Source organism: Bradyrhizobium hereditatis, from assembly GCF_020329435.1.
GTDB classification, from domain to species: domain Bacteria; phylum Pseudomonadota; class Alphaproteobacteria; order Rhizobiales; family Xanthobacteraceae; genus Bradyrhizobium; species Bradyrhizobium hereditatis.
This window is the reverse complement of sequence record NZ_JAGKJK010000004.1, coordinates 94302-120404: the sequence shown is the minus strand read 5'-3', so window position 1 is coordinate 120404 and position 26103 is coordinate 94302. Positions and strand designations below refer to the sequence as shown.

The window sequence follows — 26103 nt, the reverse complement described above, 5'->3', positions numbered from 1 at the left end:
TCAATGCAGAGCGGCTATCACGCTGTTCTCGGCGAGCGTTTGATCACGACGCGGGCGAGCGAGCCGAGTATGTAACCCGCGAGCGAGAAGGCGATGGGCGGCAAGAGTACCTTGAGATCAGAGATGGCTCGAGGCAGGAATTGTTCAAGCGCCGGTGGCGCCAGCAGAAAGTCCAGGTTCAGGAAAACAACCGGCGATATCACGAATAGCGCCAAACGGAGCCGGTGTTTGGCAAAGATGCATAGTACTGCAACGACAACGGCCGTGGCGCTGAGCAGGCCATAGGCGATCTCAAAGCCGAGAGCGTGGCGAATGTTGAAACCGCTGGCCAGCAACAGACCCCAAACAAGGCCCGCGATCAGAAGCGCCGTGTCGTCGATGCGCCGGAAAAGCGGCAGACACCCGAGTGCGAGGAATGCCAGGATCGACAGGGTAGGCCAGGCCGCGACAGACGTGCCATGCATCAGCCCCCACAAGTGGAATGTTGGCCAGCCGAGCGCGGCATAGGCATAGCCAAGCGGCCACATCAGCAGGAAGCCGGCAACGACGGCGATGACGCTTCGAATGAAAGTCCGCATGGCGCTTTCAACCGTACCGCTTCACCCTCCCGGCGAGGAGGCGCGCTTGCGCGCAACTCCCCGGCACGAGGGATCTCTAATCGTCAAACATCGGCGGCGGCTTGAAGCCGCCGAATTCGCGCTCGATCAGCTCCGCCAGTTTTAGCGGCGTGCGGTCCTCCAGCCATGGGCCGACGATCTGCACGCCGACCGGCAGTCCGTCCGGCGAAAAGCCGGTCGGGAGCGCGGTGGAGGGCAGGCCGGGCAGGGTGGCGATGCCGGGCCAGGCAAGCTGGTCGGGATAAATGTGATCCTTGCCGTCGATTTTGATGCGCCGCTTTTCCTGATCGTCGGAATGATCGTGCGGATAGGCCGGCGTCGGCATGATCGGGCAGATCACGGCATCGTATGTCTTGAACAGTTCGCGCCACCGTGCGCGCAGATGCGCGCGGGAGATGTCGTCCATCAGCCAGTTGCGGTGGCTGATCGCAATGCCGCGCAGGCGTTCGGCGGCTAGGCTTACATCGCTGGGCGGCAGCGCGGCAGCGGCAGCCTGTGCGCCGGTATATGCTTCCGGCGGGAACGAGGCCGCGAGGAACGACATCAGCATCCGCATGTAGAGGCGAGAGGTCTCCGCAAAGTTCGGCAGCAGCGGGCTGTTGCGATCGATGTTGACGCCGGCTTTTTCGAGATTAGTCGCGAGTTTGTGGATGGTGCCGCGTACTACCTCGTCGGTCGGCATCACCGGATCGGTATCGACCACCAACACGCGAAAATCCCTCAGCGCGCCGTGGCGCGGCGGCGGCAGCGCGAGCTTGTAGCCCTTGCCGGCCTCGAGCGGGTCGGGGCCGGCGATGACGTCCAGCAGCAGCGAGAGATCGGCAGCGCTGCGGGCCATCGGGCCGATCACGGCAAGATCGCGATCGATCAGCAGCGGCTGGAACGGCGGCGGCGTGTGACCGCGTCCCGGGACCAGCGCAAAGGTCGGCTTGTGCGCATAGATGCCGCAGTGAAAGGCGGGCACGCGCAGCGAGCCGCCGATATCGGAGCCAAGCGATAGCGGGCCATAACCGGCGGCGAGCGCGGCCGAGGAGCCGCCGGACGAGCCACCCGGCGTGCGGCCGAGATCATAGGGGTTGTTTGTGGTGCCGTAGATCTCGTTATAGCTCTGCCAGTCGCCGAGCCCGAGCGGCACATTGGTCTTGCCGAGGATGACGCCGCCGGCGTCCTTGACGCGCGAGATCGACAATGCGTCTTCCGTCGGCGTGAAATCCTTCTGCGCCGGGATGCCCCAGGTCGTCGGCAGTCCCGCGATATTGTAGGATTCCTTCACTGTCAGGGGAATGCCGAGCAGCGGCTTCGTCACGCCGCGCGCAAGTTCGGCCTCGGCGACGCGGGCGGCGGCGAGGGCGCGTTCGAAATCGCGAACGCAGATCGCATTGATCTTGGCATCGTGTCGTTCGATGCGGCCGATGGCGTCCTCGGCGAGTTCGACCGCCGAGACTTTCCTGTCAGCGAGCGCAGATGACAACTCGACGGCGGTCTTGAAGCTCCATTGCGATTTGGCCAAGGCATACTCCCCGCGCTGTTCTTCGAATGCGGCGCGGATGATGCTCAGTTTGGGCGCGTGCGGCAAGAGCAATAGCTGTACAGCGGTGAGCTCTCAGTCAGTCATAATCAGAGATAAGCGACTTGCGCTAAGCGTGCTTCACGGCTCACCGCTAAGACGCGCCGATCAATATCCCGACCGCGAGCACGATGGCGCCGCCGAGCACGATCTGAAACACGGCGTGCAGGAACGGCGTGTCCATGTAGCGCGCGCGGATGAAGGCAATCGCCCAGAGTTCGAAGAACACGATGATGCAAGCGATCGCGGTTGCGATCCAGAATGCGTTCGGCCAGGAGTCGGGAACGAGATAGGGCAGGGTATGGCCGATGCCGCCGAGCGTCGTCATTAATCCGCAGGTCAAGCCGCGCAGCCATGGAGAGCCGCGCCCGGTCAGCGAGCCATCGTCGGACAAGGCTTCGGCAAAGCCCATGCTGATGCCGGCGCCGATCGAGGCGGCCATCCCGACCAGAAAGGTCTGCCAGTTCTGATGCGTGGCAAAGGCTGCCGCAAACAGTGGCGCCAGCGTCGAGACCGAGCCGTCCATCAATCCGGCGAGTCCCGGCTGCACATATTGCAGCACGAACATACGCCGCCGCGTCTTGTCCTCTTCCTCGCGGACGTCGGGCTTGAGGATTTCGCCGGTCAGTTTGACCGCGAGCCGCTCGTGGTGCTTCTCCTCCTCGGCGAGATCGCCAAGCAGGCGGCGCACGCCAACATCCTCGGCCTTCTCGCTGGCCTTGGCGTAGAAACGCTCGGCCTCGAGTTCCATCGTCTCGACCTCTTTTCGGATGGTGTCGAGCGGTAGGTTCTTGGTCAGCCAGATCGGCCGGCGTCGCAAGAACCCCTTGACGTCCTCGCGGCGGATCGGCGGCAGATGCGGACCGAAGCGATTTTCATAGAGTTCAAGCAGGCGGTGACGGTGGCCGCGTTCCTCCTCGGCCATCTCCTCGAACACCTTGGCCGAGTCTGGGTAGCGCTTGGCGAGATCTTCCGCGAAGGTCATGTAGATGCGGCTATCCTCCTCCTCGGAGGAGATCGCAACGGCCAGCACTTCCCGCTCGGTCAGATCGGCGAAATTCTTCACGGCATGCGCCTTTTTCTTAATTTAGAATTATTCTAATCTTGGCGCGTGCCACGGTCAATTGTTGGCGGCGTCCTGCCTCGCCTTCGTCCCTCGCAGGAAATTCACCAGCAACCAACTCACCTCGTTAGGCTGCTCCTGTTGCACCCAGTGGCCGGCGCCATCGACGAGGTGGCAGCCGACCATGTTGGTGCAGGCCTTCTTCTGCATCATCTCGTAGACGCCGGGCCGCTGATAGGTGCCCCAGTCCTGCTTGCCCGAGATGAAGGCGGAGGGAACGTCAATGGTGCGGCCGGACCATAACTGCAGCTCCGGCACGAATGCCGCCGAGGTGCCGCAGCGATACCATTGCAGGCCGCCCTGGAATCCGTTGCGCTCATACTCGGCGCTGTAGAAGGCAAGCTCGCTGTCCGGCAGCCATTTGTTGGCGGCGATCTCGGCGGGCGAGGGCATTTCCTCGGCAACCGTAGCGGCCATATCCTTGGCGAGGTCCATCACATAATAGGTCGGCAGCTTGGCGATTTCGTCGGCGGTCCAGGATTTCAATGGATAGGGCTTGTTGTCTTTCCAGTCAGCGCTCTTGTGGTGATAGTAGGCGCGCAGAAAATCGTGCACGCCCTGCGGGGCGCGATGCATGTCGTTATTCGCCTCGCGCGTCGAGTAGTACCACTGGTAATGCTTGCGCGGCCGCGGCAGCGCTGCGAGATCGCGGTGGATGGGATCTTCTGCGGCTGATGTGGCCGGGCCATCGACAGTGTTGAACGGCAGCGAGGGCGGCCCGCCGAACGGCGCGCTCATCATGACGACCGAGCGAAACACGTCGGGGCGGATCAGAGCGCACCAGGCCGCGACCGGCGAGCCGAAATCATGCCCGATGACGGCGTCAACGCTGCGATAGCCGAACGCCGACACCAGCCCCAGCACATCGCGCACCAGGTTGGGGATACGGAAGGAAGCGAGATCGCCATCGTAATCCGGGTCCCATCCGGTGGTGCGGCCATAGCCGCGCTGGTCCGGCGCGATCACATGATAGCCGGCCTCCGCAAGAATCGGCATCACCTTGCGCCAGGAATAGGCAAGTTCGGGAAAGCCGTGCAGCAGCACCACGCAGGGCCGGCCACGCGTCTCGAAGCCGGCTTCGAGCACATGCATGCGTAGCCCGTTGATGCCGTCGACATAGCGGGAGCGGATGGAAGAGGGAAGCGGGATCTCGGGGAGGCTGGGCATGGTACTACCTCGTCACGGCCGCGTTATGCCGGCCATCCACGTCTTTCTTCTGCGAGACTGTAAAGACGTGGATGCCCGGGACAAGTCCCGGCAATGACGGATCATCGTTCGCGACGCGCCGTTACTTATCCTCCCCTGGAGGTGGGGTGACGGTCTTTCGGGCGCTGCCCGTGTTGAGAGATCACCCCACCCCGCCTCACATCTCGCTTCGCTCGCTGTGAGCCGACCCTCCCCTCCAGGGCCCTCCAGGGGAGGGTGATACAGCTACGCCTTCGCCGCCTTCGGCCAATACCGGTCGCGCAGATGACGCTTCACCAGTTTCCCCGTCGGCGTGCGCGGCAATTCGGCCTCGAAGTCGATGCTCTTCGGGCATTTGATCGGCGACAGATGCTTGCGGCAGAACGCGATCAGTTCGGCTTCCAGCTCCTTGCCGGCCTTGGACATGTCGTGCGGCTGCACCACCGCCTTCACCTCCTCGCCCATCTCTTCGTTCGGCACGCCAAACACCGCGACGTCGGAGACGGCGGGGTGGGTGATCAGGACGTCCTCGGTCTCCTGCGGGTAGATGTTCACGCCGCCGGAGATGATCATGTAGCTCTTGCGGTCGGTGAGATAGAGATAGCCTTCGTCGTCGAGGTAGCCGACGTCGCCGAGGGTCGACCAGCCCCTGGCGTTGTAGGCCTTCTTCGTCTTCTCGGGGTCGTTGTGATAAGTGAAAGCCGGCGCGTCGGCGAAATAGACCGTGCCGATCTCGCCGGTCGGCCGCTCCTCGTCATTCTCGTCGAGGATCTTCACCTTGCCGACGACCGCGCGGCCGACTGTGCCGCGATGGGTGAGCCATTGCTGCGAAGTCGATACCGTGACGCCGTTGCCCTCGGAGCCGGCGTAATATTCGATCAGGATCGGCCCCCACCACTCGATCATCTTGGCTTTGACGTCGATGGGACAGAGCGCCGCGGCGTGGATGGCGCCCTTCAGCGATGAGACGTCATAACGCGCGCGCACCTCGTCCGGCAGCTTCAGCATGCGCACGAACATGGTCGGCACCAGCTGCGACTGCGTGACCTTGTGTTTCTCGACCAGTCTCAAGAACTCCTCGGCGTCGAAATGCTCCATGATGATGGAGGTGCCGCCGAGCGTGATCGCCATCATGTTAAAGCGCAGGGGCGCTGCGTGATAGAGCGGCGCCGGCGAGAGATAGATGCTGTCGGATGACATGCCGCACATGTCGGCGCAGAGAATTTTCAAAAGCGGGTTCGGCACGTCGATCGCCTTGCCCTCGAACTCCTTCTTGATGCCCTTGGGCCGGCCGGTAGTGCCGGAGGAATAGAGCATGTCGTAGCCGGCCACTTCATCCGCAATCGGCGTCACCGGCATCGCGATCGCTTCCTTGTCCCAGGAGCGGAAGCCGGGCGCCGGCTCGTCGACCATGAAGAACAGCGGCTCTCCGGGTTCGCCCTTTATCAGGCCTTTGACCTTGTCGGCGCATTGCGGCGTGGTGATGAAGACTTTGGCGCCGCAATCCTTGACGATGTAGGCGATCTCTTCCTCGGTGAGGTAGCGGCTGATGGCGGTGTAATAAAGCCCGCTGCGCTGCGCCGCCCAGCAGATCTCCATGAAGGCGAGGCGATTCTCCATCAGGAGCGCAATGTGGTCACCGGCCTTCAGCCCGAGCGAGCGGAATAGATGCGCGCCCTGGTTCGAGAGTTCATCGAGCTCGCGATAGGTGATCGCCTTGCCGGTGCCGGCCATCTGGTAGGCGATCTTGTTCGGTGTGGTGCGGGCGTGAATCGACGGATGGGTCACAAACGTTTCCTCGGGTGATTATTATTTTGTCGTCCCTGCGAACGCAGGGACCCATAACCACTGATGGCGTTTGTTGAAACAGGCTGGAGCTCCAGCTTTATGTAACCACGCTCACCGGTGGTTATGGGTCCCGGCTCAAGGCCGGGACGACACTGTTTATGCGGACGCTCTTTGCGTCCGATTGCAGGCTTTTACAGTCTTTCAACGATCGTCACATTCGCCATGCCGCCGCCTTCGCACATGGTCTGCAGGCCGTAGCGCTTGCCGCGCTGCTTCAGGGCATTGACCAGCGTCGTCATCAGCTTGGTGCCGGAGCCGCCGAGCGGATGCCCGAGCGCAATCGCGCCGCCATTGACGTTGAGCCGTTCCGGGTCGGCGCTGGTGGTCTTAAGCCACGCCACCGGCACGGCGGCGAAGGCTTCGTTGACCTCGAACAGGTCGATGTCGTTGATCGACATGCCGGCCTTTTCTAATGCCCGCTTGGTAGCGTGTAGCGGCGCGTCCAGCATAATCACGGGATCACCGCCCATCATGGTCATGTGATGGATGCGCGCCATCGGCTTCAGGCCGAGCGATTTAAGGCCCTTTTCATTGACGACCATCACGCCGGAGGCGCCGTCGCAGATCTGGCTGGCGCTGGCGGCGGTGTGCTTGCCGTTCTCGGCGATCAGCTTGACGCCCCTGATACCGTCGAGGCTGGCGTCAAAGCGGATGCCTTCGTCGATATGGTGCGTGTCGGTAGAGCCGTCGGCGCGGGTGATCTGCACCGGAACGATTTCGTCCTTGAACTTGCCGGCCTGGGTCGCGGCAATCGCGCGCTGGTGGCTCCCGTAGGAATATTCGTCGAGCTGATCCTTGGAGAGCCCGTACTTCTCCGCCATCATTTCCGCGCCAGTGAACTGGCTGAATACGATGTTCGGATACTTCTTCTCAATACCCGGGCTCTTGTAGTGACCGAAGCCGTTCTTGGCCGGGAGCTGCGAGGCGAGGCCCATCGGCACCCGCGTCATCGATTCCACGCCGGCGGCGATCACGATATCCATCGAACCGGCCATCACCGCCTGCGCCGCGAAATGCAGCGCCTGCTGTGACGAGCCGCACTGGCGGTCGACCGAGGTCGCTGGCACGCTCTCGGGAAGCTTTGAGGCCATCACCGCGTTGCGGGCGATGTTGTTGGACTGTTCGCCGGCCTGCATCACGCAGCCCATGATCACGTCTTCGATCTGGGCGGGATCAACGCCGGTGCGGTCGACCAGCGAGTCCAGCACGGAGGCGGCGAGGTCGGCCGGATGCCAGCCCGCCAGACGTCCTCCCTTGCGGCCGCCGGCGGTGCGCGCGGCGGCGACGATATAGGCCTCAGCCATGTCTGTTCTCCCTGGTCATTGTTGTCTGTTGGAAAATATGGACCGGATTTAAGGGGCGCGGCGGGATTTAGTCAATCAATCAATTAACTCTTGAGCGCAGCCGCGGCATGCGCTTATGTGCGGGCCGGATTTCCATCCCTCAGGCTATGACGGGACATCAGTTGAATACCAGCGTACCGACCAGGCTTCCGAGCGGCCGAAACGCCACCGCCGAGAAGCTGCTCGTCGCGGCGAGCGAGCTGATGATCGAGCGCGCCTCGATCGAGGTCTCGCTTTCGGACATCGCGCAGAAGTCGGGCGTCAACGCCGCGCTGGTGAAATATCATTTCGGCAACAAGGACGGGCTGCTGCTGGCGCTTCTGGCGCGCGACGCCGCGACCGAGATGTCGCAGCTCGAATATCTGATCAGCCAGCCGATCACGCCGACCGCGAAGCTGCGCCTGCATATCGGGGGCATCATCCGCGCCTATCACCAGTTCCCCTATATGAACCGGCTGATCCACTATCTCCTGCACGAGAGCAGCACGGAGGCCGCGGACGAAGTCTCGCAATTCTTTGTCGCGCCGCTGCTGGACTTTCACCGCCGCCTGCTCGCGGAAGGCGTCAAGGCCGGCGAGTTCCGCGATATCGATCCGGTGCTGTTCTACACCAGCCTGATCGGCGCCTGCGATCACCTGTTCTTCGGCCGTCACGCGATGTCGCGGGCGACCGGGGTCGGTCCGGTCACCGACGAAGTCTGCCGCGACTACATCAAGCATATGGAAGCGCTGATCTTCGGCGGAATGCTGAAGGAGCGAATGGCGAGTAGCGAATAGATCACTATTCGCTACTCCCTATTTGCCAAGTCTAGAAAAGAAACTCTCCAAGGAAAGGTAGCTACAATGCAATTGAAAGACGTTGCCGTACTCATCACCGGCGGTGGCTCCGGCCTCGGGGCGGCGACCGCCCGCGCCATGGCTGCGAAGGGCGCGAAGATCGGCGTGCTCGACCAGAACAAGGAGAATGCCGAAAAGGTCGCGGCCGAGGTGAAGGGCGTAGCTCTTCATGCCGACGTCACCAGCGAGGAGCAGATGAAGGCGGCGATCGCCAAGGCCGAAGCGGCCCACGGCATCGCCCGCGTGCTGATGAACTGCGCCGGCATTGGCGGCTCGCAGCGCGTGGTCGGCAAGGACGGCGTCTACCCGCTGGAAAAATTCGTCCGCATCATCAACGTCAACCTGATCGGCACCTTCAATGCGCTGCGCCTGTTCTCTGAACGGCTTGCCACCGAGGCCCCGATCGGCGAGGAGCGCGGCGTCATCATCAACACCGCGTCCGTCGCGGCCTATGAAGGCCAGATCGGTCAGATCGCCTATTCGGCCTCGAAGGGCGGTATCGTCGGCCTCACTTTGCCGGCGGCGCGCGACCTCGCCAGCCTGAAGATCCGCGTCAATACGATCGCGCCCGGCATCTTCTTCACGCCGCTGCTGATGGGCCTGAACGAGGAAGCCCGCAAGAGCCTCGGCGCGCAGGTGCCGCATCCAGCCCGCCTCGGCGAGCCCGACGAATACGGCGCGCTCGCGGTGCACATCGTCGAGAACGCGATGCTCAACGGCGAGACCATCCGCCTCGACGGCGCCATCCGCATGGCGCCGCGGTAGGGCGAGGTGCTTTTCCTTCTCCCTTGTGGGAGAAGGTGGCTTCGCGAAGCGAAGACGGATGAGGGGTTCTCTCCGGTTGGCAACCCCTCACCACGATGAATGCACAGCACTGCCAGTGTAGCCCTCTCCCACAAGGGGAGAGGGCGCAGCAATAAGCGCCGCAATCCGCGGATGCAGGGAGCGCATCGTGAATCAACCGCTACTGATCGCACATCATGACGGGGTCGATTGGGTCACGCTCAACCGGCCCGACAGCCTCAACGCGCTCGATCCTTCGCTGATCGACGCGCTCAACACCTATTTCGAAGGCCTGCAGCGCAACCGCTCCACCCGCGTCGTAGTCCTGAAGGGGGCCGGCCCCTCGTTCTGCGCCGGACTTGATCTGAAACACGCGATGAAGCGCCGCGCCGGGCAGCAGGAACCACCCGGCGTCACCGAATCCCTGGATTCGCAGCGCCGCATCGCAGATATCGTCATGCTGATGCGGCGCTGCCCGCAGCCGATCATCGCCCTGATCCAGGGCGCGGCGGCCGGCGGCGGATTCGCGCTGGCGCTCGCCGCCGATATCCGCATTGCCACGAAGTCCGCGCGAATGAACTGCGCCTTCATCAAGCTCGGCCTTGGCGGCTGCGACATCGGCACGTCCTATTTCCTGCCGCGGCTGGTCGGCGTCTCCGTTGCTTCCGAACTGATTTTGACCGATCGCTTCATCGGCGCGGAGCGCGCGCTGGCGGTCGGCCTCGTCTCCGAAGTCGTCGAAGAAGGCGGCCTTGATGCAGCAGCTGAGCCTTATGTCGATGCGATGATGACGGCCTCGCCGGTCGGCCTGCGCCTGTCCAAAGAATGCCTCAACATGAGTGTCGATGCCGGCTCGATCGAGGCCGTGATCGCGATGGAAGACCGCAATCAGGTGTTGTGCAGCCGTTCCGAAGATTTCAACGAAGGCATCAGGGCCTTCCTTGAGAAACGAAAGCCTGTCTATATCAGGCGGTAGAAACGAAGAAGACTGAAGAGATCCGCAAAGGACGAATTCCGGGAGACGCAATATGAGTGGGAGTGCCGCCGCCGTGTTGACCAAGCCAGCCTTTCGCAAGATCGAGTGGCTGGCGCGCGACATTGCGGTCGAGCGTCGCCCCGATGGCGTCATCATCCTGAAGTCGCGCATTCCGCTGCAGCCGTACGAGAAGCACATACCGGCTTCGCTCGCGAAATGGGCGAGAGAGGCGCCGGAGCGCATCTGGCTGGCGCAGCGCGCCGGTGCTGACAGGCAATGGCGAAAAGTCTCCTACGGCGAAGCAAAGCGCACCGTCGACGGCCTGACGCAGGGCTTACTAAATCTCGGCCTGGAAGGAGGCCGCCCCGTTACGATCCTCTCGGGCAATTCGATCGAGCATGCGCTGATGACGCAGGCGGCGATGCAAGCGCGTCTGCCGGCAGCGCCGGTGTCGCCGGCCTATTCGCTGATGAGCCAGGATCATCTCAAGCTCAAATACCTGTTCAACCTCATCAAGCCTGCGGTGGTGATGGTGCAGGACGGACCGACCTTCGAGAAAGCACTCAGGGCGATCGACCTCACCGGCATCACGGTCGTTCACGTCGCGCGGCCCTGCGATGGGATCAAGAGCGTGTCCTTTGCCGATCTCGCGGCGACGCAGGTGACGAAGGATGTCGAGGACTCGATCGCGAAGATCACGCCGCAGACCGTCGGCAAGCTCCTGTTCACCTCGGGCTCGACCGGCATGCCGAAGGCCGTCATCAACACGCAGGAGATGATGTGCGCCAACGCGGCGATGATGATGCAGGTTCGCCCGCGTGATCCGAACGGGCCGCTCGCGACCGTGCTGGACTGGATGCCCTGGAATCACACCATGGGCGGCAATGCCGCGTTCCATCCGATCCTGGTCGATGGCGGCACGCTCTATATCGACGATGGCCGGCCAATGCCCGGTCAGTTCGAGGAGACCATTCGCAATCTTCGCGAGGTGTCGCCGACCTATTATGCCAACGTGCCCGCTGGCTATGCGGCGCTCGCGGCAGCCATGGAGAAGGACGACGCGCTGTGCCGCAGCTTCTTCAAGAACCTCTCCGTCATGGCCTATGGCGGCGCGCGGCTGCCGGATGATCTCTATGACCGCATGCAGGCGCTGGCGGTGAAGACCACTGGTGAGCGCATCGTGTTCTATACCGGCTGGGGCTCGACCGAGACTGCGCCGACCTCCACCGGCACCTATTGGGACACCGAGCGCGTTGGCTTGATCGGCCTGCCGTTCCCCGGCGTCGAACTGAAGATGGTGCCGTGCGGCTCGAAATATGAGTTGCGCCTGCGCGGCGTCAACGTCACGCCGGGCTATTTCGGCCAGCCGGACCTCACGAAGAAAATGTTCGATGAGGAAGGTTTTTACTGCATCGGCGATGCCGGCGTGTTTGTCGACGAGAATGATCCGCTGCAGGGCATCATCTTTGCCGGCCGCGTCGTCGAGGACTTCAAGCTCACGACGGGCATCTTTGTCCATGTCGGGTCGCTGCGCACGGATGCCATCGCGGCCGCGACGCCTGTGGTGCACGACGCTTTGGTCGCGGGACAGGACCGTCCGTTCATCGGGCTGCTCGCCTGGCCAAATCTGCACGCCTGCCGGCAGATCATTGGCAATCCCGATGCGACGTTTGAAGATGTCATCCGGCATCCGGAGGTGATCGCCCGCTTCAGGCAAGGGCTGGAAGCGCACAACGCCTCCGCCACCGGCAGCAGCATGCGCATCGCGCGAGCCATGCTGATGGTCGAGCCGCCCTCGATCGATGGCAACGAACTCACCGACAAGGGCTACATCAACCAGCGCGCCGGCCTCGAACGCCGCGCGGCGCTGGTCGAGAAGCTCTACGCCGACAAGCCGGGAGAGGACGTGATTGTGCTGCAATGAGAACGACGCTCTCTCCACTCGCCATTCCGGGATGGTCCGAAGGACCAGACCCGGAATCTCGAGATTCCGGGTTCGATGCCTCGCATCGCCCCGGAATGACAACAGAACGTAGGATGGGTAGAGCGAAGCGAAACCCATCATCCGAAACCAGTTATTGATGGGTATCACTTCGCTCCACCCATCCTACAGAGCCATCACCAACGCGAGTAACACGCCATGAACTTCGATTTCTCCGACGAACAAAAACAGATGCGCGACGAGGCGAGGAAGTTTCTCGCCGAGAAATGTCCGTCGAAGGCCGTGCGGGAGGTGCTCGACGGCAAGGCGCCGTACGACAAGGAGCTGTGGAAGGGGCTCGCCGAAATGGGCTTCCTTGGCGTTGCGATTCCCGAGGAATTCGGCGGTGCGGGTGCCGGCCATCTCGAACTCTGCGTGATCGCGGAGGAAATGGGCCGCGCCAATGCGCCGGTGCCGTTCTCCTCCACCGTCTATCTCGCCGCCGAAGCGCTGCTGCTTGCAGGCTCCGACGCGCAGAAGCGGAAATGGCTGCCGAAGATCGCATCGGGCGAGGCGATCGGCACGCTGGCGCTGTTCGAAGGCAAGGGCAATCCGTCGCCGAAGGCGATCAAGCTGCAGGCCTCAGGCGGCACGCTCTCCGGCGTGAAGAAGCCGGTGCCGGATGGCGCGATCGCCGATTTTGCCGTCGTTGCAGCGCGCACCGGTTCGACCGGGCGCGACGCTGACATTTCGCTGTTTCTCGTCGACCTGAAGGCCGGCGGCGTCGAAGCCAAGCCGTTGACCAACATCGATCCGACGCGCGGGCAGGCCGAACTGACCTTCAAGAACGCCAAGGCGGAGCCGCTTGGAGCTACCGGCGAAGGCTGGAGCATTTTGACCCAGGTGCTCGACCGCGCCGCGGTGTTGCTGGCGTTCGAACAGGTCGGCGGCTCCGATCGCGCGTTGGAGATGGGCCGCGACTATGCGCTTGACCGTATCGCGTTCGGCCGGCCGATCGGCTCCTTCCAGGCGGTCAAGCACATGCTGGCCGACATGTATGTCTCGGCAACGCTGGCGCGCTCGAATTGCTATTACGGCGCCTGGGCGCTCTCGACCAACGCCGCGGAATTGCCGGAAGCCGCCGCTGCCGCACGCATCAGCGCGACGCAGGCGTTCCAGCACTGCTCCAAGAACAATATCCAGGTCCACGGCGGCATGGGTTTCACCTGGGAGTTCGACTGCCACATGTATTACCGCCGCGCCAACGCGACCGCGCTGACGCTCGGCAGCCTATCGTATTGGGAAGACCAGCTGATCGACCGCATGCGCAGGAAGAACGCGGCGTAAGCTTGTGAGAACCGTAGGATGGGTAGAGCGAAGCGAAACCCATCATCACACCGGCCAAGAAGGAGATGGGTATCGCTGCGCTCCACCCATCCTACGAAGCCGGAAACGCGATCGAGGATTGAGACCATGAACTTCGACGACACCCCGCAGGAAGCCGCGTTCCGCGCTGAAGCCAGGGCGTGGATACAAGCCAACGCGCCGAAGCAGTATGAGGAAGAGCTGCGCAAATCCTCGCTCGGCCGCACCGTGCTGAAGGGCGCCAACATTCTCGAGGTCGCCAAGGCCTGGCAGAAGAAGAAGGCCGATGCCGGCTGGGCCTGCCTGCACTGGCCGAAGGAATATGGCGGCCGCGGCGCGTCGCCGATCGAGCGCGTGATCTGGCAGCAGGAGGAGGGCCCGTTCGGCAAGCTTTCCGCCATGTTCATCATCGGCCACGGCATGTGCGGGCCGACCATGATGGCGTTCGCCGGCGAGGAGCAGAAGCGGAAATACCTGCCGCCGCTGGCCTCCGGCGAAAAGATCTGGTGCCAGTTATTCTCAGAGCCGGCCGGCGGCTCCGACGTCGCGGGCCTCCGCACCCGCGCCGAAAGACGCGGCGACGACTGGATCATCAACGGCCAGAAGATCTGGACCTCGGGCGCGCACTATTCCGATTACGGCATTCTCCTCACGCGCACCGATCCGACCGTGCCGAAGCACAAGGGCCTCACCATGTTCTTCCTGGACATGAAGAGCCCGGGCGTCGAGGTGCGGCCGATCAAGCAGGCGAGCGGCCAGTCTGACTTCAACGAGGTCTACTTCACCGACGTCAAGATCCCGGACTCGCAGCGTCTCGGCGCAGTCAACGACGGCTGGAACGTCTCGCTGACCACGCTGATGAACGAGCGCATGTCGATCGGCGCCGGCGTTGCAACTGGTTTCCCCGAACTGTTCGAGTTCTGCAACAGCCTGATGCTGGAGGACGGCCCCGCAATCGAGGACCGCAACGTTCGTTCAAGGCTGGCGAACTACGCGGTGAAGGCGAGCGGGTTGAGATACACCAGCATGCGCGCGATCTCTGCGCTGTCGAAGGGCGAGCGTCCCGGACCGGAAAACTCCATCGGCAAATTGGTCGCGGGATCGATGGTCCAGGAAGTCGCGATGTATGCGCTGGACCTGCAGGGCGCCGCCGGCGTGCTGAGCGGGCCTGAGGATGCCGAGGTCGCCGGCAAATTCCAGGCGATGCTGCTGCGTGCGCCCGGTACCCGCGTCGAGGGCGGCACTGATGAGATCATGCGCAACATCATCGCCGAGCGCGTGCTTGGTTTGCCTGGTGACATCAGGGTCGACAAGGACGTGCCGTTCAACCAGATCCCGACCAAGGGAAGGGGTTAAGAGAATTCGTAGGGTGGGTTAGCGACGCGTAACCCACCATTGCAAGCACGACAATCGATAGAACCGGTGGGTTACGCCTTCGGCTAACCCACCTACGCAAGAAAAAGAGGTCCGCCATGAACTTCGACGATACCCCGCAGGAAGCGGAATTCCGCGCTACTGCCCGCAAATGGATCGATGCCAACGCACCGAAGCAATATGAGGCGGAGCTATCCAAATCCTCGCTCGGCCGCATCCGGCTGGAAAAGGAAGACATCGTCGACGTCGGCAAGGCCTGGCAGAAGAAGAAGGCCGAGAGCGGCTGGGCCTGCCTGCACTGGCCGAAGGAATATGGCGGCCGCGGCGCCAGCCCGATCGAGAAGGTGATCTGGCAGCAGGAAGAGGGCGTCTACGGCAAGCTGACGCAGCCGTTCCAGATCGGCGAGGGCATGTGCGGCCCGACCGTGATGGCGTTCGGCAGCGAGGAGCACAAGCGCCACTATCTGCCGAAGCTCGCTTCCGGCGAACATATCTGGTGTCAGCTGTTCTCCGAGCCGGCCGGCGGCTCCGACGTGGCCGGCCTGCGCACGCGGGCGGAGAAGAAGGGCGACAACTGGATCGTCAACGGCCAAAAGATCTGGACTTCCGGCGCGCACTACTCCGACTACGGCCTCCTGATCACCCGCACCGACCCCAACGTGCCCAAGCACAAGGGGCTGACGATGTTCTTCCTGGACATGAAGAGCAAGGGTGTCGAAGTGCGGCCGATCAAGCAGGCCAACGGCATGCAGGAGTTCAACGAGGTCTATTTCACCGACGTCGTGATCCCCGACAGCCAGCGGCTAGGTGCGGTAGGTGACGGCTGGAATGTCTCGCTCACCACGCTGATGAACGAGCGCATGTCGATCGGCTCGCGGCTCGCCACCGGCTTCCCCGAAATGTTCGAGTTCTGCTCCAATCTGATGACCGACGACGGGCTTGCGATCGATGATCCCGCGACGCGCTCCAAGCTCGCGAGCTGGGCGGTGAAGGCGAGCGGGCTGAAATATACCAGCTACCGCGCCATCTCTTCGCTGTCGAAGGGCGAGCGGCCGGGCCCGGAGAATTCCATTGGCAAGCTGGTGTCCGGCATGATGCTACAGGACATCGCGACCTATGCGATGGATCTGCAGGGCGCGGCGGGCGCGCTCGCCGGCGCCGATGAAGAGCTGGCGCGCGGCCAGTTCCAGCAGATGCTGCTGTCCTCGCCCTCGATGCGCATCGCCGGAGGCACGGATGAAATCCTGCGCAACATCATCGCCGAGCGCGTGCTGGGCCTGCCCGGCGACATCAGGGTCGACAAGGACGTGCCGTTCAACAAAATCCCGACCAAAGGGCGCTGAATAAGGATCGTAGGGTGGGTTAGCGAAGGGTAACCCACCATGCTCCCACACCGATGCGACGGAAGCGGTGGGTTACGTCTTCGGCTAACCCACCCTACGCAGGCAGCAGGAAAGTCCATGGACGTCACCGTGAATCAACAAGACCGCATCGGCGTGCTCGAAGAGCTCCTGAACGAGCGCTATTCCGTGCGCGCCTTCCTGCCGCGGGAAGTGCCGCGTGAAACCATCGAGCATGTCCTGAAAGTCGCGCAACGCACGGCGTCATGGTGCAACAGCCAGCCATGGCAGGTACTAATCGCGAGCGGCGAGGCCAAGGAGAGCTTTCGCAAGGCGATCTATGCCGAGGCCGCCTCCGGTGCCAAGGACGATCATGACTTCACGCCGCCGCGCGAATATCTCGGCGTCTATCTCGAACGCCGCCGCGAGAGCGGCTTTCAGCTCTACAACACGCTCGGCATCGCGCGCGGCGACAAGGCGGCCTACGCCAAGCAGGCGCTGGAGAATTACAATTTCTTCGGCGCGCCGCATGTCGCCATCATCCACACCGACGAGCCGCTCGGCGTCTATGGCGCGGTCGACTGCGGCGCCTATGTCTCCAATTTCATGCTGGCGGCGCAGGCGCTCGGCCTCGGCACGATCCCGCAGGCCGCACTCGCCCGGCATTCCGGGCTGATCCGGCGTCACTTCAGGCTGCCGGACGACCGCCGCGTCGTCTGCGGCATTTCGTTCGGCTATGCCGACCACGCCCACAAGGTCAACAGCTACCGCACCTCGCGGGCGAGCGTCGCCGATACCGTGACGTTCATCGAAGAATAGAGAAGTTCGATCACTCGGCACGGCTCGCGTGAACGCCAAGGTCCTGCAATGCGGCGATCAGGTCAACTGCGTTGAACGGTTTTGGGAGAATCCGCAGGCGCCCCACATTTGCGAAACGAGCTCGGATGCTCGTGTCGGCATAGCCCGTTGCCAATATGATCGGCATGTCCGGGTACAAACTCCTGATCTCGGCGACCAATTCATGGCCAGGTCTATCCGGTAGACCGAGGTCGACGATCGCTCCAACCAGCCCATCCGCATCGGTTCGAATTTTTGTCACGGCTTCCCTGAAATTGCCGGCGACCTCGGCCAAAAGTCCCCATTCTGCAAGCATGTCTGTGACAAACGCATGCAGTAGGGGTTCATCCTCGACGACGAGAATGCGGGAGCCCATGTGCTCATCATCGAGACCGGTATCCAGAAGCTCGCGTACCCGCACCGCAAGCGCAGAAAATGAAAAGGGCTTGTTGAGCAACTCGATACCCGGGTCAAGCCGACCTTCATGGACGAGAGCAGCTGCGGCGTACGCTGTTGTGATGAGAACTCGCAACGACGGATGACTTGACTGAGCTCGGTCACCGAGGGTCTTTCCGTCCATTTCGCCTGGCAGTCCGAGATCGGTCAACAACAAAGCAATACCGGGCTCTCGTTCAAGAATGCCGAGCGCCGAGACTGCATCGGCAGCTTCGTGTACGAGATAGCCAAGTTCGCGTAGGCTGCTCACGGTGTAATTGCGTACGTCGGCCGCGTCTTCCACAACAAGGATCGTCTCGCCCGGCCGGGCGGCGGGAAGCTGCCGCGGCGTCTCCTGTTCGGCTGGTTCAATGTGACATGACGGTGACCGGGATGAGGCGGCCGCCGGCAGGAAGATTTTGACCGTAGTGCCAATATTTGGCCGGCTGAGAACGCTGACAAAGCCGCCACTCTGCCTCACGAAGCCATAGACCTGACTGAGACCAAGGCCGGTTCCACGCCCGTCGGTCTTGGTCGTGAAGAACGGCTCGAATACGTGATTGAGAACCTCGGGCGTCATACCCATCCCGGAATCGGCGACGGAAATGAGCACATGAGGTCCATCCGCGATCTCACTATCGGCGACAGAACGATCCGGAGCCGCCGTCTCAACATTGATCGCTTCCAGAATCAGCTTGCCGCCGCAGGGCATTGCATCTCGCGCGTTGACCGCGAGATTTAGAATGGCGGCTTCCAGCTCGGTCGCGTCGACTTCTATTCCCCAAAGGCCCGCGGCGATTCTAGCTTGAACTTCGATCTTTTCTCCGAGGGTACGTTGAAGCAGATCCGACATCCTTGAAAGGAGGTCTTCAGGACTGATCAGCCGGGGCTCAAGCGGCTTCCGCCGGGCAAACGCGAGTAGTCGTTCGGTCAGCACGGCGGCCTGCTGTGCGCCGCGCGTGGCGTTTTCGAGCGCCCGCTTCAGCAAAGGATCGGCGCTCCTCGAACGTCGCATAGCGCTTTCTAGATTGCCGAGCACCACCGTGAGGTGATTGTTGAAGTCGTGCGCGATACCCGCAGTTAATCTGCCTACTGCCTCCATCTTGGCTGAATGCCTTAGCCGCTCCTCCATCGCCCTCCGGCCCGAAATGTCGCGAAGGCTTGCGAGACGTGCGGGCCGATGATCCCAGACCGTCTCGACGATGCGGATTTCCGCGTCGATTTGATCGCCGCCAGGCCTGTGAATGGCAATTTCCGTCATCTCACCGGCGACAAAGGGAATGCCGATAGGAGAGCCGATTAGCGAGTCGGAAGACCTGCCAAATATTTGCTCGGCGGCAGGATTCGCGAACAGGACGATTCCCATTTCGTCAACCACAATAATTCCATCAGCGTTCTTCTCGATGAGAAACCTGATTTCCCCGTGATCGATGTTCGGTCGGTTTGCAGTATCCGTCATGCTCGTGCCGATCTCAACGCGCCCGGCGGAGTCTCTCGCACCGTCCTGCAGGTCGCTATGTCTTGAATACATTCGGCGCTCTCTTGAATGGATCGCCGAGGTGCATGCCACTGCCATCGATCGCAAACCGGCGAATTTCCTTGGCGTGCTCGCTGCCGCGCATCTTCAGGACCATAAGGCCACGGTTCATTACTTCCTCCTCCTGAATGTAGCGCAGCAAAATGATCGAATCCGTCAGCGTTGAAATATGCTGCTCGCTGACGCTCTCGCCGCCAATCAGGGATTTGCTGGTCGCGGTGCAAAGCCCGGCTATCTCCCGCTTTTTGATGAAGGACGTCAGGCTTATCAAGAACTCGCGGAAGCCGGTGTCCGGTGCGATGCGCTCAAGTGCCGACAGACTGTCCACGGCAATGCGGTTCGGTTTGAATTCGTCAACGAGGCTCTGGATCGTCAGCAGATGATCCGGCAACCCCTGCGCTTCTGGATAGAGACAGATGACCTTAAGCTTCCCGTCGGCTTCCATCCGGGCGAAATCGGTGCCCCAGCCGCTGGCATTGCGGAACAGTTGGCCTTTGCTCTCTTCGTACCCGAACAGGATGGCCCTTTCTCCGGCAGTCACCCCGCCGGCGAGGAAATTCGTCACCAGCAGGGTTTTGCCGGTGCCGGTGGCGCCACTGACCAGCGTCACGCTGTCGCGGAAAAATCCACCCCCGCACATCTCGTCAATTGCCGGATTGCCGCTGGTCACCCGTACGGTGCTCGACTGCTGCTCCAAGCGAAGCGAGGACAGCGGGACGGCTACTACGCCCTGGCTCGCGAGCAGCGTGAATGGTGCTTCGCCTTCGGCGTGATGGCTTCCCCGCATTTTGAGAACCTCTATCGTACGGCGGCGCTTCTCGTAATGCAGGACGTTGCGCAATATCACCACGTTGTCGGCAACGAATTCTTCCAGTCTGTGACGGGTAATCTCGCCATATTCGCTGTTACGCTCTGCGGTCATCAGCACCGTGAGGCCGGATTTTTTCAGGGCGGTGCTGATGTGAAACAGCTCGCGGCGCAGGATCTTGGGATCCCCTATGAAATGGTCGAACAGTTGCGTCAACGAATCCAGGACGACGCGTTTGGCGTTGGCATTCTTTACCGCGTGCTCAATTCGCGAAAGCAAACCGGCGAGATCGAAGTCGCCGATCACGAGTTCATCGGTGGCCGGTGGGCTTGCATCCACGAAGGCTAGCCGGCCCTCCTTGCGCCACTTCGCAAGATCCCAGCCGAATCCGCGCATATTGGCCTCGATGTCAGCCGGCGGTTCCTCAAATGTTACGAGCACGCCATTCTCCCCAAATGTCGTGATTCCGTGGGCGAGAAACTGCGTTGCGAACACGGTCTTTCCGCTTCCGGGTGTGCCGCTGACAACAGTGGTTCGTGCACGCGGAAGGCCGCCCATAACTAGGTCGTCGAAGGCCGCAACGCCGGTCTTGACGCGCTCCAGAACACCGGTCAGATCGACATCATCCTGTGCGGTCATGGATCGTCTCCTGTCTCGATTCCAAGAAATTCAAGAATCCGCTTTTTGTCGCTGAGATCGCCGACGATACGTCTGGGCCTGCCCGAATGCTCGTAGGAGAGAGTAGGCGTGGCAATGATGCGGGCCTGCTCGGCCAGCTCGGGTCTACGCATCACATCGATGATCTCGATGTGCCATGCCTCATTGAGCAAAGTTCTCAGGTCATGAAGATTTTGCTCTGCTCGACGAGAGCCGGCAGAATTTCCGGCGATATACAGTCGGAGCACGAGTTCGGCCACGGAGGCTTCGCCTTTGTAGTAGACCCGTCGCGCGATGCTACGGAGGGCAACATCACTCCGCGGCAGCTCGGGATACGGAAGCCTGATCGGTTAGCGTGATGAGTCGGCAAAGCGAACAATAGACGCCACGCCAGCGCAAGAGAGAGAGAAATACCAACCCTACTAGTAGGCGGTCACCTTCGCCGAAGTTCAGGCGGGACTCGCTTGTGCCTGCTGCCGCCCAAGGCAACCTCGGTAGTAATACCGCGTTCGCGAGCCCAGATGATCGCAGCGCTGCGACGATTGACGCCAATTTTGCGATACAGAGATGCAACGTGATTTCGTACCGTATTCTGCGAAAGCCGGAGCTGTTTGCTCATGTCGATGTCGCTCTTGCCCTCGCATATCAGCCCGAGGACCTCTCGCTCGCGATCGGTCAACAGCTCTATGTCGGTGGAAAGGGGGAGCGGGTGCGCAACCGGGCGCAGACTTTTGAGCTTGTCGATCATGTTGCGCGTAAAGGAGGAAGTATCGGTCAGGACCGACTCGATGGCGGTGATGAGGTCGCGGCCGGAATCCCTGACTTCCTGAATGACGCAAACTGTTGATTGCTCGCCGTTAACCGTCAAATCAACGGACGTTACGAAGCAATCGATCGTGGTCGCGCCGGACTTGCGAATTGGAAGCTCAAGATTCTGCAGGCCGCCATTCACGCGGCGGCGCGTATCGTCGTCTATCCAGACGATCTGACCCCTGGCGTCGGCAATGATCAGTCCGCCACGTAGTGCGGAAGCGAGAGGTTCCCATGGGTCATTATCGCGTGCGTCATCGCTCGCCACCTGGTCCATTGGTGGTCCCCTGTGCTGGTTGAAATCGTGGAATTGCTGGGTTGCCATACCAACGCCGGCACGGAAATCTGGTTCCTTTTTTCTAAGTAACTAGTAGATAGGTACTATTTCGGCTCTGGATTACCCATCGCCAGGTTACCGCCCGCCGTTTCGAAGGATCTTGGAGGAGAAATGACCGCCGCAGCGGCGGAGCGCTTCATGCGTGTCTCGACAGCAGTTCCTCGGTCACTTCGTCGGAGAACCGCTTTTTGACTCCCGCAATCGACACGCATTCCGGATCATCGGGAATCGCCGTTGCGCCCGGCATGCCGTGATCGCGCAGGGCCCGAGCGCAGCCGACCCAGTCGCCGCCTTCGACCGGTTCGTTGCATGAGGCCCATCCGAGCGTGCCGCAGGCATTGTCGCCATGGCCGTGCTGCTCGGTCCATTTGGCGCCATGTTCGAGCAGAAAACGCGTCAGGCCGGCATTGCCGCGGAATACCGCAAGATTGAGCGCGGACGCATCCCAGTCGCCGCCGCGCACGGCGACCGGCCAGCCCAGCCTGACCATCAGCCTGACGGCATCGTCCGCGCCCGCCGCGGCCATGTCAGGCAACAGGCGCAACTGCGCCGGTGAAAGCGAGGCGGGCAAATCGGGCCGCCGGGCTTGAAGCGCGCGTGCCTCGGTCTCGTCGCCGCGCGCACAGGCCGCGACAAAGCGTTCCTCATCGGAAATACCTGGCGCGTCGCTTTGCGTTCGCAGCAGCGCCGCAGTGTCGGAGAGCCCGAATTGCAGCGCCAGCCGATACGGGCTGACGCCCAGGGGAGTTTGCCGTGATGTGTCCGCGCCCGCTTCCAGCAAGGCCTCCACGTGACGGGGCCGCCGGCGGTAGATGGCCCATGCCAGCGGCGAGCCCCAATCGGTGAGCGGCGCATTGCCCGCCGGCTCATTGGGCTCGCCGCCGTGCTGTAGCAGCAGTCTCAGCACGCTGTCGTCATCGAGATCGATCGCGCGGTAGATCGCATTGCTCCCGGCGATGCGCGCGCCGTGCTCCAGCAGCAGGCGCGTGCACACTGGACTCTCCAGGGAGTGGTAGAGCGATTCGCCGTCATTGGGATCCGCGCCAGCTTCAAGCAACAGTCTCGTCAGCACCGGATCATGGTTGCTGCCGGCCGCGCCATAGAGCGTCGAGAGCGGATAGCGCTGGTCCGGCTTCTCGAGCGATCCCGGCGGCCAGCGGCTGAAAATGTACTGGTTGACGTCGGCGCCATCAGCGATCAGCCATTGCGTGCAGCGATGCAGGCGCTCGCGAAACTCCTCTATCTGCAGCAGGCTCGAATGCACGACCGCAAACAGCGGCGGCAATTGCAGTGGGCCGCCGGGCCGGTTGAGCCAGGACGGATCGGCCTGCGTCGCCTTCCGCAACGCGCTTTCGTCGCCAATCGCGCAGGCAAGGTAGGGATCATCAGCGACGAGTCCGCCATCCTCAGCGAGCATCCGCAACGCAACGCGCGGATTGGCGCGGTTGACCGTGCCGCTGACATCGCCGGAATAAAGGAGCTTGGCCCAGTGCAGGACGCGGGCCGAGCGTTCGCTCCGCGCCGCCATCTGCACTTCGACGTAACGCTTCAGGTCAGGCCATGAGGCAAAGCCGTGTTCGCGCGCGATGCAGGATTGCGCGTCGTGCAGGCGAAGTTGCAGCGAGGAAATAGCCTCATCGCTTTGGCCCGCCGCGGCCGGCAGCGCAGCGCGAAATCGCGCCATCGCCGCCGCATCGCTGTCGCGATAGAGGCGGATCAATTCCTTGGCCTGTTTCTTCAGATGATCGAGATTCAATCGATCGGGCGACCGGTCCATCAGACACCTCCGTGCATGACACCGCCGACGGCCCGCAATACCGGCTGCACAAAGGCTCTAGATGTCGCTCGAAAGCTGCAAGTGGGTTCAACCCTTCCCGCGGGCCCGGGAGCGGCTTGCACCGCATGCGCTACCATATGGCGGGTGCAGGCAATGGTCAAATCGGCCGGACAAGGCGCGATTCCAGCGGGAAAAAATCCCGGCCGCTTGTCGCGACCGGGATCTTGATTGCAGAAACCATCGATCAGTAGGCGCAGACGTTCACGGTGCGCAGGCGCATGCCGCGGCGGGTTTCGACCCAGCGCTGCTGCAGACAACCGTTCAGACCAGTGTCGACATAGACGCCGCCAAAGCCGGCGCCGATGGTGGGACCCCAGCCATAGCCCCAATGATGGCCGTGATAAAAGCCACCAGCGGAAGCGGGCGACGCAGCGGCAAGGGTGAGCGAGGTGGCGGCGATCAGTCCGAGGGCAATCCTGCGAAACATCGTTAATTCTCCAGTTACGAGGCACGAGGCCATTGTTGCGTCCCTGCCCATCAGTCGGACCGACCGCAATTCGCGTTCATGCGGGAAGGGGAGAATCGTGTTTCACGAGTGTTTCGTGGGCTGTCGGCTGGATTGTTCGTGTATCTCCGTCATCCTGAGGAGCGCGAAGCGCGGCTCGAAGGATGAACGGCCACCGACCGGGCCGCTCATCCTTCGAGACCGCCGCGTTGCGGCCTCCTCAGGATGACGGATAGAGGGATGCGTCGGGTCAACTTCGCGCCGGTGCGTTCTAAAACCGCGGCGGACGCTTCTCGGCGAACGCGTTGATGCCTTCCTTGATCTCGGCGCTGCGCATGCTTTCGCGATGGCGGCGGTCGGCGGCTTCCTCGTCAAACTTGCCGCGCGCAATTTCGTTGATGGCGCGCTTCATGCCGCGCATCGCAAGCGGCGCGTTGCCGGCGAGGATGTTGGCGAGGCGATCCACTTCGGCATCCAGCGCTTCCACCGGCACCATCGCCGTGAGATAGCCGATCCGCAGCATTTCCGCTGCAGTGATCTTCTCGGCGGTCAGGAACAGCATCTTGGCATTGTCGACGCCGAGCCGCGAGACGTAGCGTTTAATTCCGCTCGGGTAATAGTGCAGGCCGAGCCGCGCTGCCGGCATGAACATTTCCGCAGTGTCTATTCCGATGCGGAAGTCGCAGGCCAGCGCCAGATCGGTCGCGCCGCCATAGACGCCACCATTGAGCCGGCAAATGGTGGGCACGCCGAGATCCTCCAGCCGGTTGACGACGACCTCGAAGGCGGATCCCGCACTCTGCTGCTCCTTCTCGCTGATGGCGCGGTCCGCCACCGAATTGAGATCATAGCCCGCGCTAAAAGCGCGGCCGGTGCCGGTCAGCACCAGCACGCGGATCGCGCCATCGCTCTCGATCCGGTCGAACAGTTTTAGGAGCTCGCCGAGATCCTCGCTCTGCAACCGGTTCAGGTGCTTTGGCCGGTTGAGGCGGATGGTGGCGCGCGGGCCGCTGATTTCGAGAATGGGCGCGCTCGCCGCCTCGGCTGCTTCCCGCATGCTGGTCTCCAATCTTCTTGCTTGTTTGAGCTATTGTTCTCTGGCAGCGCCGCTTGGCCCTGGCATCGATAGTCTCGCCCGGATCGAGATGCTTTTGCTCAGTGGATGCGAAAAGCCGATCAAACGGTCAAGCCGCGGCGTGACAAATGCCGGCAAAGTGCCTGTCTACGTGGAGGCCGTCAACGATGGCCACGTGGCGATTGTGCCCGGCACTGGCCGTCCAGGTAGCACCAATGGCGGGGTAGGAAGCTAATTTTACCCGGAATAGTGAGAATCCCGACAAAACGTCGCCCTTTCCTCGTATACCAAAAGGGCCCTGCGGGCATTACGATAGCGGCACCGCAACAGAATCGCGAATAATTCACCCTAAAGAATTTGGTTGCCTCCAATGGATACGTCTCATCTGGCACAACACGCAGGAACCGCAGGCGCGCTGTTCGCGTCCATCTTCGTGATCGCTACCACCACGATGAAGACCATGATCCCGTTGCGGGTCTTCGGTATTCTCGCAAACGTGGTCCTTATCCTGACGGCGATCCCGACCCGCAATTACCTGGTCATCGTGGTGCAGGTCGCCATGCTGCTGGTCAATTCCTATCGCCTGCACCAGATGCTGCAGCTGGTGCGCGACGTGAAGAAATCCGTCAACAGTGATCTCTCGATGGAATGGCTGAAGCCGTTCATGACCGAGCGCAATTGCGCGGCCGGCGAGATCCTGTTCTACAAGGACGAGAAGGCCGAGGACATGCTCTATATCGTCAGCGGCAAGTTCAAGCTGGTGGAATCGGGCATCGTGCTGCCGGTCGGCGCGATCGTCGGCGAGCTCGGCATGCTGTCGCCGTCAAATACGCGAACGCAGACGCTGGAGTGCGTCGAAGCCGGCCTCATCCTGAGCGTCAGCTACACCAAGGTCGAGGAGCTTTACGTGCAGAACCCTGCCTTCGGTTTCTACTTCCTCCGCCTGGCCAGTGCGCGCCTGTTCCAGAACCTCGAGGCGGTGGAAAAGCGGCTGGCGCAGCAGATGGCAGCCAGCGCCGCCGAACCGAAGCCCGCCTAGGAGCCGGA

General features: G+C 62.2%; 22 protein-coding genes. 9 read left to right on the top strand and 13 right to left on the bottom strand.

The annotated features are described in order from the left end of the window. Nucleotides 1-17: 17 nt before the first annotated feature. From J6524_RS10900 to J6524_RS10875, 6 genes are all read right to left on the bottom strand, one after another. Nucleotides 18-578, bottom strand: coding sequence for a hypothetical protein (locus J6524_RS10900; RefSeq protein ID WP_225670355.1), 561 nt, complete (start codon nucleotides 576-578; stop codon nucleotides 18-20). 76 nt (nucleotides 579-654) lie between these two features. Then, nucleotides 655-2127 carry an amidase gene (locus tag J6524_RS10895; protein ID WP_225670354.1) on the bottom strand — a complete coding sequence of 491 codons (1473 nt, stop codon included), beginning with the start codon at nucleotides 2125-2127 and terminating at the stop codon, nucleotides 655-657. 151 nt (nucleotides 2128-2278) lie between these two features. Further along, a complete protein-coding gene (gene mbfA, locus J6524_RS10890) occupies nucleotides 2279-3250 on the bottom strand; it encodes an iron exporter MbfA (RefSeq protein WP_225670353.1) in 972 nt (323 codons plus the stop codon). A 54-nt stretch (nucleotides 3251-3304) separates the two neighbouring features. Next, the gene (locus tag J6524_RS10885) at nucleotides 3305-4474 is read right to left on the bottom strand and encodes an alpha/beta fold hydrolase (RefSeq protein WP_225670352.1); all 1170 of its coding nucleotides are present in this window, start codon (nucleotides 4472-4474) and stop codon (nucleotides 3305-3307) included. Between the two features lie 264 nt (nucleotides 4475-4738). Next, nucleotides 4739-6280: an acyl-CoA synthetase gene (locus J6524_RS10880; protein ID WP_225670351.1), complete on the bottom strand. Its 1542-nt coding sequence runs from the start codon at nucleotides 6278-6280 to the stop codon at nucleotides 4739-4741. A 191-nt stretch (nucleotides 6281-6471) separates the two neighbouring features. After that, nucleotides 6472-7644, bottom strand: a complete 1173-nt coding sequence (locus J6524_RS10875) for an acetyl-CoA C-acetyltransferase (protein WP_225670350.1) — start codon at nucleotides 7642-7644, stop codon at nucleotides 6472-6474. Between the two features lie 146 nt (nucleotides 7645-7790). On the opposite strand from J6524_RS10875, the gene J6524_RS10870 reads away from it, so the two are divergent. The 8 genes from J6524_RS10870 (at nucleotide 7791) to J6524_RS10835 (ending at nucleotide 17097) form a co-directional block, all read left to right on the top strand. After that, nucleotides 7791-8459 carry a TetR family transcriptional regulator gene (locus tag J6524_RS10870; RefSeq protein ID WP_225670907.1) on the top strand — a complete coding sequence of 223 codons (669 nt, stop codon included), beginning with the start codon at nucleotides 7791-7793 and terminating at the stop codon, nucleotides 8457-8459. Between the two features lie 66 nt (nucleotides 8460-8525). Then, entirely contained in the window at nucleotides 8526-9284 is a 759-nt protein-coding gene (locus J6524_RS10865) for an SDR family NAD(P)-dependent oxidoreductase (RefSeq protein WP_225670349.1), read from the top strand. Nucleotides 9285-9471: 187 nt separating this feature from the next. Continuing rightward, entirely contained in the window at nucleotides 9472-10278 is an 807-nt protein-coding gene (locus J6524_RS10860) for an enoyl-CoA hydratase/isomerase family protein (protein WP_225670348.1), read from the top strand. Between the two features lie 52 nt (nucleotides 10279-10330). Next, a complete protein-coding gene (locus J6524_RS10855; RefSeq protein ID WP_225670347.1) occupies nucleotides 10331-12202 on the top strand; it encodes an AMP-binding protein in 1872 nt (623 codons plus the stop codon). Nucleotides 12203-12418: 216 nt separating this feature from the next. Next, a complete protein-coding gene (locus tag J6524_RS10850) occupies nucleotides 12419-13546 on the top strand; it encodes an acyl-CoA dehydrogenase family protein (RefSeq protein WP_225670346.1) in 1128 nt (375 codons plus the stop codon). Between the two features lie 126 nt (nucleotides 13547-13672). Continuing rightward, a complete protein-coding gene (locus J6524_RS10845; protein WP_225670345.1) occupies nucleotides 13673-14920 on the top strand; it encodes an acyl-CoA dehydrogenase in 1248 nt (415 codons plus the stop codon). A 116-nt stretch (nucleotides 14921-15036) separates the two neighbouring features. After that, nucleotides 15037-16281 (top strand): acyl-CoA dehydrogenase, encoded by a 1245-nt coding sequence (locus J6524_RS10840; protein ID WP_225670344.1) that lies wholly within the window; start codon nucleotides 15037-15039, stop codon nucleotides 16279-16281. 117 nt (nucleotides 16282-16398) lie between these two features. Continuing rightward, entirely contained in the window at nucleotides 16399-17097 is a 699-nt protein-coding gene (locus J6524_RS10835) for a nitroreductase (protein WP_225670343.1), read from the top strand. Between the two features lie 10 nt (nucleotides 17098-17107). Here the strand turns inward: J6524_RS10835 and J6524_RS10830 are convergent, their stop codons facing one another. The 7 genes from J6524_RS10830 to J6524_RS10800 form a co-directional block, all read right to left on the bottom strand. After that, nucleotides 17108-19009, bottom strand: coding sequence for a response regulator (locus tag J6524_RS10830; RefSeq protein WP_225670342.1), 1902 nt, complete (start codon nucleotides 19007-19009; stop codon nucleotides 17108-17110). Nucleotides 19010-19064: 55 nt separating this feature from the next. After that, nucleotides 19065-20534: a circadian clock protein KaiC gene (kaiC, locus tag J6524_RS10825; RefSeq protein ID WP_225670341.1), complete on the bottom strand. Its 1470-nt coding sequence runs from the start codon at nucleotides 20532-20534 to the stop codon at nucleotides 19065-19067. Then, entirely contained in the window at nucleotides 20531-20812 is a 282-nt protein-coding gene (locus J6524_RS10820) for a circadian clock KaiB family protein (protein WP_225670340.1), read from the bottom strand. Before J6524_RS10820 ends, kaiC begins: the two co-directional genes overlap by 4 nt. 173 nt (nucleotides 20813-20985) lie before the next feature. After that, nucleotides 20986-21639, bottom strand: coding sequence for a response regulator transcription factor (locus tag J6524_RS10815; RefSeq protein WP_225670339.1), 654 nt, complete (start codon nucleotides 21637-21639; stop codon nucleotides 20986-20988). Nucleotides 21640-21835: 196 nt separating this feature from the next. Beyond that, complete coding sequence (locus tag J6524_RS10810; RefSeq protein ID WP_225670338.1) at nucleotides 21836-23476, bottom strand: ankyrin repeat domain-containing protein; 1641 nt, start codon at nucleotides 23474-23476, stop codon at nucleotides 21836-21838. Nucleotides 23477-23720: 244 nt separating this feature from the next. After that, nucleotides 23721-23963 carry a hypothetical protein gene (locus J6524_RS10805; RefSeq protein WP_225670337.1) on the bottom strand — a complete coding sequence of 81 codons (243 nt, stop codon included), beginning with the start codon at nucleotides 23961-23963 and terminating at the stop codon, nucleotides 23721-23723. Nucleotides 23964-24252: 289 nt separating this feature from the next. After that, the gene (locus J6524_RS10800; RefSeq protein ID WP_225670336.1) at nucleotides 24253-25038 is read right to left on the bottom strand and encodes an enoyl-CoA hydratase/isomerase family protein; all 786 of its coding nucleotides are present in this window, start codon (nucleotides 25036-25038) and stop codon (nucleotides 24253-24255) included. A 388-nt stretch (nucleotides 25039-25426) separates the two neighbouring features. Here J6524_RS10800 and J6524_RS10795 point away from each other — a divergent pair, with 388 nt between their 5' ends. Further along, nucleotides 25427-26095, top strand: coding sequence for a Crp/Fnr family transcriptional regulator (locus J6524_RS10795; protein WP_225670335.1), 669 nt, complete (start codon nucleotides 25427-25429; stop codon nucleotides 26093-26095). The last annotated feature ends 8 nt before the right edge of the window (nucleotides 26096-26103 follow it).